The organism is Nocardia asteroides (assembly GCF_021183625.1).
Classification (GTDB): Bacteria; Actinomycetota; Actinomycetes; order Mycobacteriales; family Mycobacteriaceae; genus Nocardia; species Nocardia asteroides_A.
Genome location: NZ_CP089214.1, coordinates 5,648,426 through 5,665,726, shown reverse-complemented (window position 1 = coordinate 5,665,726; position 17,301 = coordinate 5,648,426). Strand labels below are relative to the sequence as shown.

Below are 17,301 nucleotides of genomic sequence, written 5' to 3'. Positions count from 1 at the left end.
GGGTACGGGCGGCGCGGCGCCGATCGCCCCGCCGCACGTAACCCCTGGTCAGCGGCGATCCGCGGCGGCAAGCACCTCGTTCAGCCGGGCCGCCACCTCGGCCACGTGCGGCTCCACCATCATGTGCAGGTGGTCGCCGGGCACCGGGAACACCTCGAAGGCGCCCCCGGCGTACTGCGCCCAGCCGTTGTTGTCGCTGTCGAACATGCTGCCGACCATCTTGTGCGCGAAGTCGACGCCGGGCGGCAGCTCACCCTCCGCGCGGAGCAGCGCGATGTCCCGGTCGAGCGGGGTGAGCTCGTACTCCAGCAGCGCCACGTAGTTGGCGTGGAACACGTCGTAGAGCCGCCGGATGGCCTGCGGTGAGCTCTCCGCCGGGAGGATGCCGGAGTCGATCGCCTCGGCCAGCATGACGTCGAAGAGCGCCTCCGCGCCGTGCACGTCCGGCTCGAACTCGGTGCGCACGGCCTGCTCGCCGCGGGCGTACCAGATGAGCTCGAGGAAGAACCAGCGGATGAGCTGCTCCTCGGCGATCTGCTCGCGGTGCTCGAGCTTGCGCAGCGCCATGGTGTCGAGCAGCGTCACCCCGGCGACCTCATCGGCGGGGAGCAGCCGCGCCATCTCCAGCGCGACGGTGCCGCCGAAGGACCACCCCGCCAGGTGGTACGGCCCCTGCGGGCGCACCCGGCGGACCGCCTCCAGGTAGGCGGCGGCCATGGCGGGGACGGTCTTCTCCGGGGTGCTGCCCGGGTCGGCGCCGGCCGCCTGCAGCGCGTAGACCGGGCGGTCCGGGTCGAGGTGCCTGGCCAGCGCCAGGTAGCAGAGCACGTTGCCGCCGATCGGGTGCACCAGGAAGACCGGCGCCCGGCCCGGCCGCTCGGTGGAGGGCACGGTGATCGGCACCAGCGGATCGAAGGTGCGCCGCACCGAGCCGGAGCGCAGCAGCGCCGCCAGCCCGGCCGCGGTGGGCGCGCCGACGAAGGCGTCAAGCGGCACCTCGGCGCCCCAGCGCCGGGAGAGCCCGAGCACGACCCGCATGGCGCCGATGGAGGTGCCGCCCGCCGCGAAGAAGTCGTCGTCGGGGCCGATCTCGCGCAGCCCGGCGAACTCGGCGAGCAGGGCGACCGCGCTGCGCTCGTACTCGTCGCTCGGTTCGCGGCGCTCGCCGGTGGATTCCGGCGCGGCGGCGGCCAGCGCGCGCAGCGCGGCGTCGTCGCGCTTGCCGCTCGGGGTGGTTGGCAGCTCGGGCACCCAGACGAAGCGGCCGGGCACCATGTGCGCGGGCAGCACCGCGCGCAGCTGCTGGCGCAGCGCGCTCTGGTCGGTGATCGCGGCCCCGCCGACCAGGAAGGCGATCAGCGCGCCGTCGATCCCGCCGTAGCCGCGCGCGACGACGGCCGCGTCGGTGATCCCGGGGAACCGGTCGACCAGGGCGTGGATGGCGATCTCCACCTCGGCCGGCTCCACCCGGAAGCCGCGGATCTTCACCTGGCTGTCGCTGCGGCCGAGGCAGACCACGTCGCCGGTGTTCAACCGCAGCCCGAGATCGCCGGTGCGGTAGCGGATGCCGCCGCCCGGGCCTGCGACGAAGCGCTGCGCGGTGAGCGCGGGGCGGGCGTGGTAGCCGCGGGCGAGGGTGCGGCCGGCCAGGTAGAGCTCGCCGATCACACCGTCCGGAACCGGGCGCAGGGCCGGGTCGAGCAGCTCGACGGCGGCGCCGGCGACGGCCCGGCCGATCGGGGGGAGCGCCGGGTACTCGGCGGCCGGGCCGCGCAGTGCGAAGGTGGTGGCGACGTGCGATTCGGTGGGGCCGTACTGGTTCTCCAGCAGCAGCCCGGGCACGGCGGCGCAGAGCGCCCTGATCTCGTCGGTGATGCGCAGTTGCTCGCCCGAGGAGACCAGCACCCGCAGGGCGTGCGGGAAGCGCTGCCGCGCCACCGCGGCCTCGGCGAAGGCCTGCAGCGCGACGTAGGGCAGGAAGAGGCGCTCGATCCCGTCGGCGATGACGGTGTCGAGCAGCTCCTCCACGTCGCCGCGCAGGTCGGCCGCGCTGACCCGGAGCGTGGAGCCGGCGGCCAGCGTGCTGAAGATCTCCTGGAAGGCCACGTCGAAGCTGAGCGGGGCCAGTTGCAGGGTGCTCGCCTGGCCGAGGCCGGACGCGGTGCGGTTCTGCCATTCGACCAGGGCGGTCAGGCCGCGGTGCGGCATGGCGACGCCCTTCGGCTCGCCGGTGGAGCCGGAGGTGAAGAGCACGTAGGCGATGGAATCCGGGTGCACCGGGGGCAGTGCGGGCGCCGGGGGCACACCGGTCGCGGTCGAGGCACCGGCCGTGGCCTGCGGTGCGGCGGCGGCGAGTACCGCGGCCGCGTCGAGGACGAGCGCGGGCTCGGCGACGATGGCGGCGTGCTCGGCGTCGGCGATGACGCGGTGCGGCTGGGCCCGGTCGATCATCAGGTTGAGCCGGACCGGCGGGTAGCCGACATCGAGCGGCACGCAGGTGACGCCGAGCCGCGCCAGCGCCAGCACCAGCAGGACCAGCTCGGGGCGGCGGTTCATCAGGATGCCGACCCGGTCGCCGGGGGCGATGCCCGCGCCCGCCAGCGCACAGGTCAGCGCCTCCACCCGCTCCACCAGCTCGGCGTAGGTGAGCCCGCCGGTGTCGCCCGCCAGCGCGAGGGTGTCGGGGTGCAGCGCGGCCGCCTCGAAGACCAGGGTGCCGACGTCGCGCGCGGTGGCGGGGCCCGCCACCGCGTACGGGTCGGCGACGATCCCGGCCAGCATCCGCAGGTGGGTGAGCGCGACGGTCTCGCACTGGTCGCCGGTGAGCCCGGCGTCGCCGTCCACGCGCAGCCACTGCCTGCCGTCGCGCGGGTCGGCGGCGACCGTGACCAGCAGCTGGAAGTTGGTGTCCTCGCGGGCGTCCAGTTCGCCGATGCGCACCGCCCCCTCGCCGAGCAGCGGGGCGAGCAGGTGGTAGTTGACGTAGTTGAAGGCGGTCTCGAAGACCGGCCCGCCCTCGGCCAGGATGGCGCGCAGCGGGTAGCGGCGGTGCGGGTAGGCGGCGCGCTCCCGCTCGGCGATCCGGAGCACCGCGTCCAGCCAGGTGGTCGCGCTCGCGTCCAGCCGGATCGGCAGCGTGTTGAGGAAGAGCCCGGCGACCCGCTCGGCGCCTGCCCGGTCCGGCCTGCCGTGGCCGACGACGCCGGTGGTGACGTCCGGGCGGCCGGTCAGCACCCGCAGGCTCAGGCAGTGCGCGGTCAGGTACACCGCCTTCTCCGGTACGAGGTGCTCGGCGGCGAAGGCCGCCACCCGCTCGGCCAGCGCGCGCGGCACCAGCGCCCGCGCGCGCGGCGGGGCGGCGCCCGCGGGCTGGTTGGCGCGCTGCGCGATGAGCGCGGTCGGCTCGGCGCCCGCCAGGCTCGCGCGCCAGAACTCGCGCGCGGCCTCGTCCTGCGCGGCGAGGGTCTCGGCCCGCGCGTACTCGGCGAGCACCGTCGCCGGGTGCGGCTCGTGCTCGATCGCGGCGCCGCCGGCGCCGATCCGGTGCAGGTAGTCCTGCAGCAGCTCGAGCACGGCGGTGGCGACGCTCCAGCCGTCGAGCAGCGCGTGGTGGAAGCTGAGCACGAAGTCGAGCACGACCCGCTCCCCTGCGGTGTCGCGCAGGAAGACCCGCGCCTCGTGCAGCGGAGCAACGGCCGGGTCGTAGTCGGCGTGCCTGCGCTGCCGCACGTACTCCTCGACGGCGGCGTCGGCGACGTGCCGCTCGTTCCCGGTGAGGTCGACGACGTTCAGCCGGTGCAGCGCCTCGGCGTGCACCACCTGCAGCGGCACCGAGTACCGGCTCAGCTCGAAGGACGAGCGCAGCGCAGGCTGCCTGCGCACCAGCCCCTCGAAGGCGGTGCGAAACTCGGCCTCCAGCCAGGGCAGCTCCAGCCGGTACCGGAAGACGTCCTTGTAGGTGATCGAGCCGGCCCGCTCGATGCTGTGGTAGAGCATGCCGAGCTGCAGCGCGGTGGCCGGGAAGGCGTCCTCGGCGCGGTGCAGCGCGGCCCGGTCGATCAGCGGCACCGTCTCCAGCGCCGCGGTGACCGGGGCGGCGAGCGCCGCCGAGCCCGCCCCGACCACCTCGGCCAGCCCGGCGATGGTCGGCCGCTGGTAGAAGGCGTCGACCTGGAAGCGCAGCCCGGCGCGCTCGGCGGCGGTGCGCATGCTCAGCGCCAGGATGGAGTCGCCGCCGTGCGTGAAGAAGTTGTCGTGCACGCCGATCCGCTCGATGCCGAGCAGCTCGCACCAGACCCGCGCCAGCGCCGCCTCGACGGGCGTGCGCGGTGCGACCGCGTCCTCCCCCGCGTCGGCGGCCGCGGCGGCCAGCGCCGCGCGGTCCAGCTTGCCGTTCGCGGTGAGCGGGATCCGGGCGACCCGCAGCAGCCTGCTCGGCACCATGTACCGCGGCAGCCGCTCGGCCAGCCAGGTCTCGATCCCGGCGGCGGTGGCCTCGCCGACGTAGTAGCCGAGCAGGTGCGCGGTGTGGCCGTCGCGCTCGTCCAGCACCGCGGCGGCCTGCACGCCGGGGCAGCCGAGCAGCGCGTTGCGCACCTCGCCGAGCGTCACCCGGTTGCCGCGGATCTTCACCTGGTCGTCGAAGCGGCCCAGGTACTCCAGGGTGCCGTCGGCGCGCCAGCGGGCCAGGTCGCCGGTGCGGTAGCGGCGCCTGCCGGACACCCCGCGATCGGCGACGAAGGCGGCGGCGGTGAGCTCGGGCCGGTTCCGGTACCCGCGCCCGACGCCGATTCCGGCGATGTTCAGCTCGCCCGCGATGCCGGGCGGCAGCCTGCGGCCGCGGTCGTCGAGGACCAGCAGGTCGATATTGTCGATCGGCCGCCCGATCGGCACCACCGGCACCGGGTCCCGCCGCGGCACGTCGAAGTACGAGACGTCGACGGTGCCCTCGGTGGGGCCGTACAGGTTCACCAGCAGCGGCGGCTCCAGCCGCGGCGCGGCGAAGGCGGTGCGGAAGCGCCGCACCAGCGCCGGGGGTAGCTCCTCGCCGCTGCAGAACACCAGCCGCAGCGTGGCCAGCCGGTGCACGGCGTCCCGATCCGCCGCCAGCTCGTCCAGGAAGGCGGCGAGCATGGAGGGGACGAAGTGCAGCACGGTGACGCCGTGCTGCTCGACCGCGGCCACGATGCGGCGCGGATCGCGCTCCCCGCCCGGCTCCAGCAGCGCGACCGCGGCGCCCGCGCCCGCCCACCAGAACAGCTCCCACACCGAGACGTCGAAGGTCGCGGGCGTCTTCTGCAGCACGATGTCGGCGCCGGTCAGCGGGTAGCGGCGCTGCATCCAGGTGAGCCGGTTGACCACCGAGCGGTGCTCGATCTGCACGCCCTTGGGGGTGCCGGTGGAGCCGGAGGTGTAGATGACGTACGCGAGCCCGGCCGGGTGCGAGCGGTTCTCCACCCCGCGCGGCAGCGGCCGCGCCTCGCCGGGCGCGATCCTGGTGATGCCGAGCCGCCGGTACACCCGGTCGTGCTCGGCGTCGGCCAGCACGAAGCGGGCGCCGCAATCGCGCAGCACCGTCTCGATCCGGCTCGCCGGGTAGCCCGGGTCGAGCGGCACGTAGGCGCAGCCCGCCCGGACGACGCCGTGGATCGCGGTCAGCATGGCGGTGGAGCGGGGCAGCACCACCGGGACGCAGTCGTCGCCGGTGGCGCCGAGATCGGCCAGCTTCGCGGCGATCCCGGCCGCGGCGGCGGCCAGCTCGCCGTAGCTGAGCGGAGCGGCGCCGGGCTCGGCGGGCAGCACCGCGATCCGCTCCGGCCCGGCCTCGACCTGTTCGAGCAGCTGCCGGTCCAGCGTGGTGTACGGGAACTCCGCGCGCGGCCCCGCCTCCCAGCCCGCGATCCGCTCCGCGGTGCGGAAGCCGACCAGCGGCAGCTCGCCGATCGGCGTCTCCGGGGCGGCGAGCGAGGCGGTGAGCAGCGCGCCGAACGAGCTCAGCGCGGCCTCGATGCGCAGGTGGTCGTCGAAGACGTCGGTGTCGTAGAGCAGCTGCAGCGTCACCGAGCCGTCGCTGCCGCTCTCCGCGACCACGATGCTCAGCGCCTCCTGGCCGGGGCCGGGGTTGAGCATGGCGCACTTGGCGAGCAGCTCCTGCACGTAGGCGGCGTCCGGCAGCTTGGTGAAGGAGTAGGAGACGTCGTAGAGCGGCGGCGCCGTCGGGTCCGGCGCGAGCGCCTTGGTGAGGTCGCCGAAGGGGAAGCGCTGGTGCCGCTTGCTCGCCTTGATCTGCTGCGCCACCTGGGCGGCGAGCGCGGCGAGCGGCTGGTCGCGGTCGACCCGGACCCGCAGCGGGACGGCGTTGGTGCGGTGGCCGAGGGTGCGGTAGGTCTCCGGGGTGGCCCGGTTCAGCATGGGGACGCCGAGCACCACCTCGTCGGTGCGGTGCACCGCGGTGAGCCAGGCGGCGAGCGCGGCGGCGGTGTAGGCGTAGGCGCTGAAGCCGGTGGCGCGCACCCGGTCCATGAACTCGCCGGGGATCATGGTGCCGTAGTGGCCGCGCACCACCAGCGGGCGGCCGGAGCGGCCGGGGAAGAGCGCGGGGCGCACCCCGTCCAGGGTCGCGAGCAGCGTCTCGCGGTCCTGCTCGTACTCCGCGGAGCCCAGGTAGGCGGCGTCGGCCTCGGCGATGGTGCGGTAGGTCGCGGCGGAGCGGTCGGTGTACTCGTTGACCGGCTCCGGTCGCGCCAGCTCGTCGAGCGGCACGTCGGTCATGCGGTAGGCCGAGTCGAGCTGGGCGATCACCAGGTTCAGGCCGTAGCCGTCCATCATCGCGTGGTGCACCGAGATGAACAGGAAGAACCGGTCCGGCCGGTCCACCACCGCGGCCAGCCGGGCCGGGTGCTCGGGGGTGTCGGTGGCGCCGACCGCCTGCCACATCCAGCGCTGCGCGGCCGCCTCCGGATCCGGCTCGGCGGTCAGGTCGGCGACCCGCACCGGCGCGATGTCGTCGCTCACCCACTGCCGGAACTCGCCGTCGGCGAAGCCGAACCGCAGCCGCAGCGAATCGTCGCCGCGCAGCACCCGCTCCCAGCAGGCCTGCAGCCGGGGCAGATCGAGCGGCGCATCGATCCGGAAGCTCAGCACCGCCTGCGCGACCGGCTCCGGCGCCAGCCGGAAGGCCACGCCGAGCACATCCCGCTGATACGGGCTCACCGGCCAGGTTTCGGCCGAATCCCCCTGCCCGCCTTGATTTTCGGTTGTCAAAAGGTCACTCCTCGACGCAGTGCGAAATCACGAGCGGCACGACCATCGATGCCATCTCCCCCTGGTCTCGACGGTCAGTTCGTCGGTGTGCACTCGGTGCCGAGCCGTGCCTGGACGCGGACCCTGCCAGCGGTCGCGGTGGATCGTGGCGCGTGCGAATCGGGGTCAGAGCGCGCCGAGCAGCCCCCACACCGTCTCGTCGGCCAGCCGCTCCGCCCGCTCCGCGGAGACGGCGGGCTCGACGTAACCGAGGTTGATCGCCAGCTCGCCGTTGAGCACGGTCGCGGTCGCCGAGACGAAGCCGCAGACCGACATGCCCGCCACGAATTGCGCGCCGGAGATCCGCCACGCGCCGAGCTCGTCCGGGAACGCGGGGCGCTCCAGGTAGGTGAGACAGAGGTGGCCGGGGCCGTTCCTGTCCATCATCGTCACCGCCGACCCGGCGGCCGCGGCGGATTTGGGCGACGTCAGCCGGAGCAGCTCGAGTGCGGCGAGGTGATCCCGATCGGCGAGCCTGGTGCCGAGCGCCGCCTCCAGCTCGGCGGCGACCTGCCAGAGCGGCGTCCACGGCGCGTACTCCGCGGTGGAGCTGATCAGCCCCTGGTAGACGCCGACCTCGGCATCCGAGACCGGCAGCTGATCCCGGAAGTTGAGCAGGCTGCCGATGGCGTAGGTGGCCGGCTCCTCGACCCCGGCCTCCCGCGCGGTGGCGCCGATCAGCGCCGCCGCAACCGCCGCCCGCACCCCGACCCCGTGCTGCGCGCACCCGGCGAGCAGCACCTCCAGCCGGTCGCCGTCGATCCGGCGGTGCAGCACCCGGCTGCGCCGCAGCTTCGGCTCGGCCAGCTCGGTCGGCCGCAGGCGCCTGGCCTTCGTGAACCTGGCCCGCTGATCGCGCAGCACCGAGGAGGCCAGGTGCCGCTTTCCGCCGACGCCATCCGGGAAGAACTCCTCCGCGCCGGGCCGCACCGGCGCGGCCGGGTACTCCCCCGCCTCGCCCGCCGCGACCCGCAGCACCTGCTCGGCCACGGTCAGCGCGCTCTCGCCGTCGCCGACGGCGTGGTGCAGGGTGATCAGCAGATCCGCCCCCGACCCGTCCGCGGCGTGCACGAGCACCGCGCGGGCGAGCGGGCCCGCGGCGGCGTCGAACGGCTCGGCGAGCTCGGTGCCGTCGATCTCGGCGAGCCAGCCCTCCGGCTCGGCGGCGGTCACCTCGCGCAGCGGGATCTCCCGCTCCGCCGGGACGAACTCGGGCTCGGTGCCGTCCGGCCGCGCGCGCACCGCCACCCGCAGCGCCGGGTGCCTGCGCTGCACCTCGGCCAGCGCCGCGCGCAGCCGCGCCGGCTCGACCGTTCCGTGCACCCGCGCCCGCGCCACCACGTGCAGCGGGGAAAGCTGGTCGGCGATCCAGTGCCAGCGCTCGGCCGGGGTGAGCGCGCGCGGCAGCTCCGCCACCGGGCCCACGAGCGGCGGGAAGGACATCGGCTTGCTCAGCTCGCGCAGGAAGAACTCGGTGGGCGCGAGGCGGAAGTAGGTGTTGCGCAGCGCGACCAGCTTGGCGTCGGTGGTCTGCTCGATCATGCTGAGGCTGCGCGAGCCGTCGACGAACATGGCCGAGCGCTCGATCCGGGACCGCTCGTAGCGGCGCAGCCCGAGCGCCGGGTCGACCGCGGAGCGCAGCGCCGATGCCAGCGCCACCGCGTCCTCGATGGCGGCGTTGGCGCCCTGCGCGAGCGCGGGCAGCATCGGGTGCGCGGCGTCGCCGAGCAGCGTCACCCGGCCCCGGCCCCACGCGGTGAGCGGCGGGCGGTCCTGGGCGGGCACCGCGAGGATGGCGTCCTCGTCGGTCTGCTCGATGCAGGCGCGCACCTCGGGCGCCCAGCCTGCGTAGAGCTCGAGCAGTTCGGCCTTGCCGCCCTTCCAGTCGGCGGCCTCGGCGGCGGGCAGTGTCTTCGTGCCCCACCAGTAGACCCGGCCGTGCCCGATGTCGTGCAGCCCGAACCGCATCCCGGTGCCCCAGTAGTGCGTCGACGAGCCGGGCCGCACCGCCGCGTGCTCGAACGGGATGCAGGCCAGCCAGCAGACGAAGCCGCCGGGGCGCGGCGCGGCGCGGCCGTGCAGCTGGGCGCGGACCACGGAGCCGATGCCGTCGGCGCCGATCAGCGCGGTGCCCTCGGCGACCCGGCCGTCGGCGAACTCGACCCGCACGTGGTCGGGGCCGTCGACGAAGCGGGTGGCGCGGGCGTCCAGGTGGATGGGGGTGTCACCGGCCGCGGCGCGCAGCGCGGCGTGCAGGTCGGCGCGGTGGATCGCGATGCTCGGCGCGCCGAGCCGCTCCTCCTGCTTGCCGACCGGCAGCTCCCGCAGCGGTTTTCCGTCCGGGCGGGCGAAGCGGAAGCTCTCGACCCTGGCACCCCGCTCCAGCAGCTCCCGCTCCAGCCCGGGGCCGAGCGTGCGCAGCGCGTGGATGGCGTTGGACTGCACCGAGAGCGCCGAGCCCTGCGCGCGCAGCTCCGGCCCGGCCTCGTAGACCTCGACGCCGATTCCGGCCTGCCGGAGCGCGACCGCCGCGGTCAATCCACCGATCCCGGCACCGAGCACAACGACCTTCGCCGGACCGACCATAGAACGCGCAACTCCCATCGAACATCCCCGGCACCGCGGGCCGGGGCGCACCGGCACCACCTGGCGAGAATGCCCTGCTCACAACCGGTTTCACCGGGAGGAGGAAGTGTCCGTGCTTGACCGCGTGAAAGCCTACCGGCGGCCGGGGCCGGAAACGATCCGGAGTGAGATTCACCGCAGGGTTCCCGGTTCGGTGGGCGGAAAGCGTTGCAATGGGCGATAATTCGCGGTCCTTCGGGCCGGTAGCAGCGCCGTGGACGGAGAACCGCAGGTCAGTGCCGGTGTCCTAGAGGTACGAGGTGTCGTTCACCAGGCGCACCGAGGCGCCGCCGTCGGGGTAGAACTCGGCGATCGAGAGCGCGGCGAGGTCGAGGTGCAGGCGGTACAGCAGGGTCGGGCCGACGTCGAGCGCCAGCTGCAGCATGGTCTTGATCGGGGTCACGTGGCTGACGACCAGTACGGTGCGCTCCGGAAAGCGGGCGAGGAGGTCGTCGCGGGCCCTTTCGATCCTGGTGCGGACCGCGGCGAAGCTCTCGCCGCCGGGCGGCGGGAGGGACGGGTCGCCGAGCCAGGCGGCGTGTGCGCCGGGGTCGCGGGTGGCGGCCTCGGTGAAGGTGAGCCCCTCCCAGGTGCCGAAGTCGGTCTCGATCAGGTCGTCGACGACCTCGGCGCGCAGGCCGAGTGCGTCGGCGGCCGCGGTCGCGGTGGCGTGGGCCCGGGCCAGGGGGGAGCAGACGACGGCGTCGATGCCGCCGCGGGTGGCGAGCATCGCCGCGGCGCGGGCGGCCTGCTCCCGGCCGACCTCGTCCAGGGGCGGGTTGCCCCGGCCGGAGTAGCGGCGTTCGACCGAGAGGGCGGTGCGGCCGTGGCGCAGCAGGAGAAGGCGCGTGGGCGCCCCCTCGGCCCCGGTCCAGCCCGGTGCCCGGTCACGCGCGGTCGCCGCGGTCGCGGTCTCGCCGGGTGCCCGATCTCCCGCGGCGGCGGTCTCACCGGGCGCCCGATCGCCTGCGGTTGCGGTCTCGCCGGGTACCCGGCCGCCCGCGGTCACCTGGTCTCCGCTCGTGGTGCGCGGGCCGGAGGCGGCGGCGGCTCTCGTGCTCGCCGGGCGGCCTGCGGCGAGCGGCGGGACTTCGACGCCAGCGGCGGCGTCCATGGCCTCGTTGGCGAGGCGATCGGCGTGGCTGTTCTCGGCGCGCGGGATCCAGGTGAAGGTGACGGCGTCGAACTTCGCGACCAGGCCGCGCGCCTCCTCGGCCAGCGGGATCATCGACGCGTGCTTGACCTTCCAGCGCCCGGAGAGCTGCTCGACCACCAGCTTCGAATCCATCCGGACCTCGACCCTGGCGGCCCCGAGCTCGACCGCGGCCTCGAGGCCGGCGATCAGCCCGCGGTACTCCGCGACATTGTTCGTCGCCACCCCGATGCTCGCGCGCCGCTCGGCCAGCACCTCGGCGCGCTCGGCGTCGAAGACCACCGCGCCGTACCCGGCCGGTCCGGGATTGCCGCGCGACCCTCCGTCCGCCTCGACGACCACCGTGCCCGGCCGGGCGCTCACAGCCCCGATTCCCTGGTGCGCACCAGGATCGCGCCGCACTCGGGGCAGCGCAGCACCGCATCCGGCGCGGCCCCGGCGATCCGCGCGATCTCGCCGCGGTCCAGCTCGATCCGGCAGGCGCCGCAGCGCCGCGCCTGCAGCAGCGCCGCCCCGACGCCGTGCGCCGCGCGCTGCTTGTCGTAGAGCGCGAGCAGCTCGCCGGGGAACTGCCCGATCAACCCGGCCCGGTCGTTCTCGCAGCGCCGCTGCGCCACGTCCAGGTCGGCGACGGCCTCGTCGCGCAGCCGCTGCGCGTCGGTGAGATCGTCATCGGCCTTGCTGAGCCTGGCGCCCGCGTGGTCGTGGTCGGCCGCCGACGCCTCGCGCCGCTCCATCACCTCGAGCAGGTCGTCCTCCAGCGCGCCGCGGCGCCGCTCCAGGCTGGCCAGTTCGTGCTCCAGGTCGGTGAGCTGCTTGGCGTGCACCGCGCCGGAGGTGAGCATGGTGCGGTCGCGCTCCTCGCGCTTGCGGACCGCCTCGACCTCGCCCTCCAGCTTGCGGATGTCGCGATCCAGGTCGTCGATCTCGATCTCGACCTTGACCGCGGCGTCCTTCTGCGTGTTCCGCTCCGCCTCCAGCCGGTCCACCTCCTGCTGCTCGGGCAGCACCTTCCGCCGGTGCGCGATCCGCGTCAGCTCGGCATCGGCGGCCGCGAGCCGGAGCAGCGCGGCCTGGATCGATGGTTCGACATTCACTGCGGGCAGACTCCTGGGGTACGGGGGTGGGGGTATGAGCAGGTCCACCACCGTACCGCGCAGCGGGGTGTCTACTCGGCGGGCCTGGTCTTGATGGCGTCGCGCGAGATGAACACGTCGAACTCGCCCGGCGTCGCGATCACCGCGTTGCCGTAGGCCGAACGCACGAAGGGCTCGGTGTACCAGCGGCCCTCGTCCATGTCCTGGAAGAAGTCGCGGTCCTCGCCGTTCAGGAAGACGTGGTTCTGCGCGGTGGCGACGCCGTCCAGCCGCTGGCCGTAGAGCCTGGTCACCTTGTACCCGGAGTGGAAGCCGAGCGCGTTCACCCACGGCTCCAGCTCGACGATGTTGGCCTGCAGCACCCAGAGGTCGCCCTCCACCTGGTAGGTGTCGGTGCGCTCCGCGTGCTGGTCGTCGCCGAAGAGCGTGACCCGCACCTCCATCCGATGCTCCTGCCCGGCAACGGGGGTGGCGACCACGTGCGCGGCCTTCACCTCGCCCGCCAACCCGAGGTAGGTCTGCACCAGGGTGACCACCCAGAGCAGGAGCAGGGCGGCGACGAGCAGCACGACGCCGCTCGTGCCGCGGCCGAGTAGGGCGCGCAGCCCGAAGGAGCGCATACGGAACAACGCCGAAACCAGCAGTGCCAACGCGACGACGATCGCAATGATCAGACCGACCTGCAGCACCCCGAAATCCACCGGGTAACTCATGCCGTGGTTATACCCCTGCCGGAGCGGGAATCTCGCGCGAATCGGGTACGGAACCGAGCCGTCACCTCCGCGTGACGCGCCGTTCGCCGCTCAGTGCCCGCCGCCGACGGTCCACGGATCGGTGCGCAGCGCCGAAACGTGCGTGGTCAGCCCGGGCAGCGCGCGCCGGACCAGCGCCGCGGCCTGTGCGCACCAGGGGAATTCGGTGGCCCAGTGCGCGGCGTCGATCAGGGCGGGGCCGCCCGCGCGCAGGTGCTCGTCGGCGGGGTGGTGCCGCAGGTCGGCGGTGAGGTAGGCGTCGACGCCGAGGCGCGCGACCGTGCCGAGGAAGGAGTCTCCGGCGCCGCCGCACACCGCGACCGTCTCGACGACGCGCTCCGGGTCGCCCGCGGCGCGGACGCCCCAGGCGGTGGCGGGGAGCGCGGCGGCGGCGCGCGCGGTGAAGGCCCGCAGGGTTTCCGGGGCGGGCAGGGTGCCGACGCGGCCGAGGCCGGTGCCGGTGGGGAGCGCGGCGCGGGTGCTGATGTGGAAGGCGGGTTCCTCGTACGGGTGCGCGGCGCGGAGTGCGGCGAGTACCTCGGTGCGGCGGCTCGGCGGGGCGATCACCTCGAGGTGGTCCTCCGGGACGCGGGTCAGCTCGCCCCTCGTGCCGATCGCCGGGTTCGCGCCTGCCAGCGGGCGGAACTGGCCGGTGGACGGGGTGATCGAGGCGCAGTCGCGGTAGTTGCCGGTGCCGCCCGCGCCCGCGGCGAAGAGCGCGGCGGCGACGGCGTCGGTGTGCTCGCGGGGGACCTGGACGGTCCAGTTGTCCACCGGGGCCGCGTCCTGCGGATCGAGGGGGCGGAGGCCGGTGAGGCCGAGCGCCTCGGCGAGCGCGTCGGAGACGCCGGGGGCGGCGGAGTCGGCGTTGGTGTGCGCGGTGAAGAGGGCGCAGCCCGCGCGGATGAGGCGGTGCACCAGGGCGCCCTTCGGGGTGTCCGCGGCGACGGTGTGCACCCCGCGCAGCAGCAGGGGGTGGTGCGCGACCAGGGCCTGCGCCCCCGCCTCGATCGCCTCGGTGACCACCGCCTCGGTGGCGTCGACGGCGAAGTGCACGCGGTGCACCGGTTCGGCCGGGTCGCCGCAGACCAGGCCGACGGAGTCCCAGGATTCGGCCAGCGACGGGGGGTAGGCGGTGTCCAGCACCGTGATCAGTTCGGCCAGGGTGGTCATGGGCGGTGACTCCGTCCTGTGGGTGCGGGGTGGGCGGGGGTGGCCGTGCCGTGGCCGGGCTCGGGCGCGTGCTCGGCGGCAGCGGCGTGGTACCCGCGGATGGCGGTGGTCAGGGTGGCGACCGCCGCGGCGTCGCGGACGGCGACGCGGAGGTGGTCGGGGCCGAGGCCGGGGAAGGTGTCGGCGCGGCGGACGGCGATGCCGCGGGCGGCGAGGTGCGTGCGCAGGGCGGCGCCGCCCGCGGCGCTGAGCAGCAGGAAGGGGGCGGCGGCTGGGGTGTGCACGGTGAGGCCGAGTGCGCGCAGCTCGGCGATCATCGCGTCGCGTTCGGCGGCGATGAGCAGCGCCTCGCGCTCGGTCCAGGCGACGGCGCCCGGCTCGGCGGTCGCGGCGATCGCCTCCAGCTGCAGGGTGCCGAGCGGCCAGTGCGGGCGGCCGTGCGCCAGCCGGGCGAGCAGCTCGGGGGCGCCGAGGAGGTAGCCGCAGCGCAGGCCGGCGAGCGCCCAGGTCTTGGTCAGGCTGCGCAGGACGAGGAGGTCCGGCGCCGCGAGCCCGGCCAGCGACTCGGGTTCGCCGGGGACCGCGTCCAGGAAGGCCTCGTCGACCACGAGCACCCGCCCCGGCCTGCGCAGCGCGGTGATCGCGGCCGCCGGGTGCAGCACCGAGGTGGGGTTGGTGGGGTTGCCGAGCACCACCAGGTCGGCGTCGTCCGGCACCGCGCCGGGGTCGAGGGTGTAGGGCGGCTGGAGAACGACCCGGCGCACCGGAACCCCGGCCGCGCGCAGCGCCAGCTCCGGCTCGGTGAACGAGGGGTGCAGCACGACGGCCGCGCGCGCCCCCAGCTTCGGCAGCAGCGCGAACCCCTCCGCGGCGCCACCGAGCAGCAGCACCTCCTCCGGGCTCCGCCCGTGCCGCTCCGCCACCGCCTCCCTGGCCCGCCGCTCGTCACCGGCGGCCGGGTACCGAGCCAGGTCGCCCAGCCGCGCCGCGAGCCGCTCCCGCAACCACGGCGGCGGCGCGCTGCCGCGCACGTTCACCGCGAAATCGAGCATGCCCGGCCCCGCCTCCACGTCGCCGTGGTGCCGCAGCGCGGCGTGGTCGATGGTGTCCTCGGGCACGTCTGCACACCCTACGTGGCCGGGCACCGGCGGCCGCGGGGACAATGGCGGTGTGGGTGAGCTGCACGTGTCCTTCGTCTGTACCGGCAATATCTGCCGATCGCCGATGGCGGCGCGGGTCGTCGAATCGCACCTGGAGCGGGCCGAGCCGGCCGAGCGGGTGCGGGTGACCAGCGCAGGCACCGACGACCGGCACGTCGGCAACCCGGCCGACCCGCGCACCGCCGCGGTGCTGCGCTGATGCGCCGCCTCGCCTTCCTGCTCCGGCCCAGCTGGCTCATCCTGGCCGCGCTGGTGGTGGGATTCGCCTACCTGTGCTTCACCGTGCTCGCGCCGTGGCAGCTCGGCAAGAACACCAGCACCGAGCACCGCAACCAGCTGATCGCCGATTCGGTGCGCGCCGAGCCGGTCGACATCGGCGAGCTGCTCGCCGCGGACTCCGGCGTGCGGCCGGACGAGGTGGAGTGGCGCCGGGTCACCGCCACCGGTGCCTACCTGCCGGACAGCACCGTCCTCGTCCGGCTGCGGCACCTGGACGGCGCGCCCGGCTACACCGTGCTCGGGGCCTTCCGGCTGGACGACGGGCGGGTGCTGCTGGTCGACCGCGGGCTGGTGAAGGCGGTGGACGGATCGCGGCCCCCCGCCGTTCCGGAGCCGCCGGCCGGGCCGCAGCGGATCGAGGCGCGGGTGCGGGACAGCGAGGGGGTGGCGCCGGATCGGGCGCCGTCGACGCAGGACGGGTTCCGGCAGGTGTACTCCATCGACACCGGGCAGGAGGCGGAGGTGCTCGGGGTGCCGCTGACCAGCGTGCCCACCGGGGGACGGGGCGGGTATCTACAGGTCGACGCGGGGCAGGCGGGGGTCTTCACGCCGAGCCCGCTGCCGCAGCTCGATTCCGGGCCCTACCTGTCGTACGGGTTGCAGTGGCTGGCGTTCGGGGTGATGGCGCCGCTCGGGTTGGGGTACTTCGCGTACGCCGAGATTCGTGCCCGGCGGGCCGAGAAGGGTGGGTCCGCCCCGGTCGCGGAGGTTGCCTCGCCCGAGCCGGTCTCGACCGAGCAGCGGTTGGCCGACCGCTACGGCCGCCCACGACGCTGACCTGGGACGGCTCAGCGCGGCCCTCCCTTCCGAGATCTCGACAACACCCCTGCCCCGGCGACGGCGACGAGCACCGCCCCGAACTGGACCAGCTCGGAGAGCAGCACCGCCCGGCGCAGGTCCCCGACCTCGGGGGCACGGCCGGAGCCGAGAACCGGGCGGAGTTCGGTGCCGTGCCGGTAGCGCGTCGGCCCGCCCAGGCGGATGCCGAGGGCACCCGCGGCGGAGGCCTCGGCGACCCCGGCGTTGGGGCTCGGGTGCGCCCCGGCATCCCGGTGCCAAGCGGCGAGCGCTCCGACAGCGCTGCCGCCGAGCAGCGGCGCGAGCACGACGGTGAGTACCCCGGTGAGCCGGGCGGGTACCAGATTGACGAGGTCGTCGACGCGCGCGGCGGCCCACCCGAAGCGCAGGTAGCGCGCGTTCCGGTACCCGATCATGGCGTCGAGCGTGTTCACCGCGCGGTACCCGAGCAGCCCGGGCACGCCCGCGACCGCACCCCAGAACAGCGGGGCGACGGCCGCGTCCGAGGTGTTCTCGGCAATGGACTCCAGCGCGGCCCGCGCGAGGCCGTCGGCATCGAGGTACTCCGGATCGCGCCCGCAGAGCGAGGGCAGCAGCGCCCGCGCGGCGCCCAACTCCCCGGCCTCCAGGGCGTCGGCCATCCGCCGCCCGGTCCGCGCCAGGCTGGTACCGCCGAGCACGGTCCAGGTGGCGAGCGCGACCACGGGCCAGCCACCCCGCCCGACGACCCGCCCCAGCGCGAGCACCGAACCCACCGCGACCACCTCGTGCGCCGCCCCGGCCACCCGCGCATCGCGATAGCTCACCCGCTCCAGCGCGAGCGCCGCGCTCCCGAACCCCGCCACCGGATGCCACCGCCGCGGATCGCCGAACGCCCGGTCGAGGGCGAAGCCGAGCGCGAGACCGAGGGATGTGGAGACGGACACCCGGCGACATTATCCGGTCCTGTCACACTCGGAGCG

General features: G+C 74.9%; 9 protein-coding genes and 1 pseudogene. 2 read left to right on the top strand and 8 right to left on the bottom strand.

Features of this window, described 5'->3' with window-relative positions; genetic code table 11:
* Positions 1-48 precede the first annotated feature (48 nt).
* From LTT61_RS26105 to cobC, 7 genes are all read right to left on the bottom strand, one after another.
* Positions 49-7,212 carry an amino acid adenylation domain-containing protein gene (locus LTT61_RS26105; RefSeq protein WP_233016667.1) on the bottom strand — a complete coding sequence of 2,388 codons (7,164 nt, stop codon included), beginning with the start codon at positions 7,210-7,212 and terminating at the stop codon, positions 49-51.
* Positions 7,213-7,428: 216 nt separating this feature from the next.
* Entirely contained in the window at positions 7,429-9,888 is a 2,460-nt protein-coding gene (locus LTT61_RS26100; RefSeq protein WP_233016666.1) for an FAD-dependent monooxygenase, read from the bottom strand.
* A 286-nt stretch (positions 9,889-10,174) separates the two neighbouring features.
* Positions 10,175-11,443, bottom strand: a complete 1,269-nt coding sequence (locus LTT61_RS26095) for a bifunctional RNase H/acid phosphatase (protein ID WP_233016665.1) — start codon at positions 11,441-11,443, stop codon at positions 10,175-10,177.
* A complete protein-coding gene (locus LTT61_RS26090; RefSeq protein WP_233016664.1) occupies positions 11,440-12,177 on the bottom strand; it encodes a zinc ribbon domain-containing protein in 738 nt (245 codons plus the stop codon). The genes LTT61_RS26095 and LTT61_RS26090 overlap by 4 nt, the downstream gene beginning before the upstream one ends.
* A 71-nt stretch (positions 12,178-12,248) precedes the next feature.
* Entirely contained in the window at positions 12,249-12,890 is a 642-nt protein-coding gene (locus tag LTT61_RS26085) for a hypothetical protein (protein WP_233016663.1), read from the bottom strand.
* Between the two features lie 90 nt (positions 12,891-12,980).
* The gene (locus tag LTT61_RS26080; RefSeq protein WP_233016662.1) at positions 12,981-14,102 is read right to left on the bottom strand and encodes a Nif3-like dinuclear metal center hexameric protein; all 1,122 of its coding nucleotides are present in this window, start codon (positions 14,100-14,102) and stop codon (positions 12,981-12,983) included.
* Positions 14,099-15,220 (bottom strand): Rv2231c family pyridoxal phosphate-dependent protein CobC, encoded by a 1,122-nt coding sequence (gene cobC / locus LTT61_RS26075; RefSeq protein WP_233016661.1) that lies wholly within the window; start codon positions 15,218-15,220, stop codon positions 14,099-14,101. Before cobC ends, LTT61_RS26080 begins: the two co-directional genes overlap by 4 nt.
* Positions 15,221-15,326: 106 nt before the next feature.
* Here cobC and LTT61_RS26070 point away from each other — a divergent pair.
* Both LTT61_RS26070 and LTT61_RS26065 read left to right on the top strand, forming a co-directional pair.
* Positions 15,327-15,458 (top strand): annotated as a pseudogene (locus LTT61_RS26070) (protein tyrosine phosphatase); the annotation flags it as partial.
* A gap of 2 nt (positions 15,459-15,460) precedes the next feature.
* Positions 15,461-16,318 (top strand): SURF1 family protein, encoded by an 858-nt coding sequence (locus LTT61_RS26065; protein WP_233016660.1) that lies wholly within the window; start codon positions 15,461-15,463, stop codon positions 16,316-16,318.
* Positions 16,319-16,329: 11 nt separating this feature from the next.
* On the opposite strand, the gene LTT61_RS26060 is transcribed toward LTT61_RS26065, so the two are convergent.
* On the bottom strand, positions 16,330-17,265 hold the full coding sequence (locus LTT61_RS26060; RefSeq protein WP_233016659.1) for a cobalamin biosynthesis protein: 936 nt from the start codon (positions 17,263-17,265) through the stop codon (positions 16,330-16,332).
* Positions 17,266-17,301: the final 36 nt, after the last annotated feature.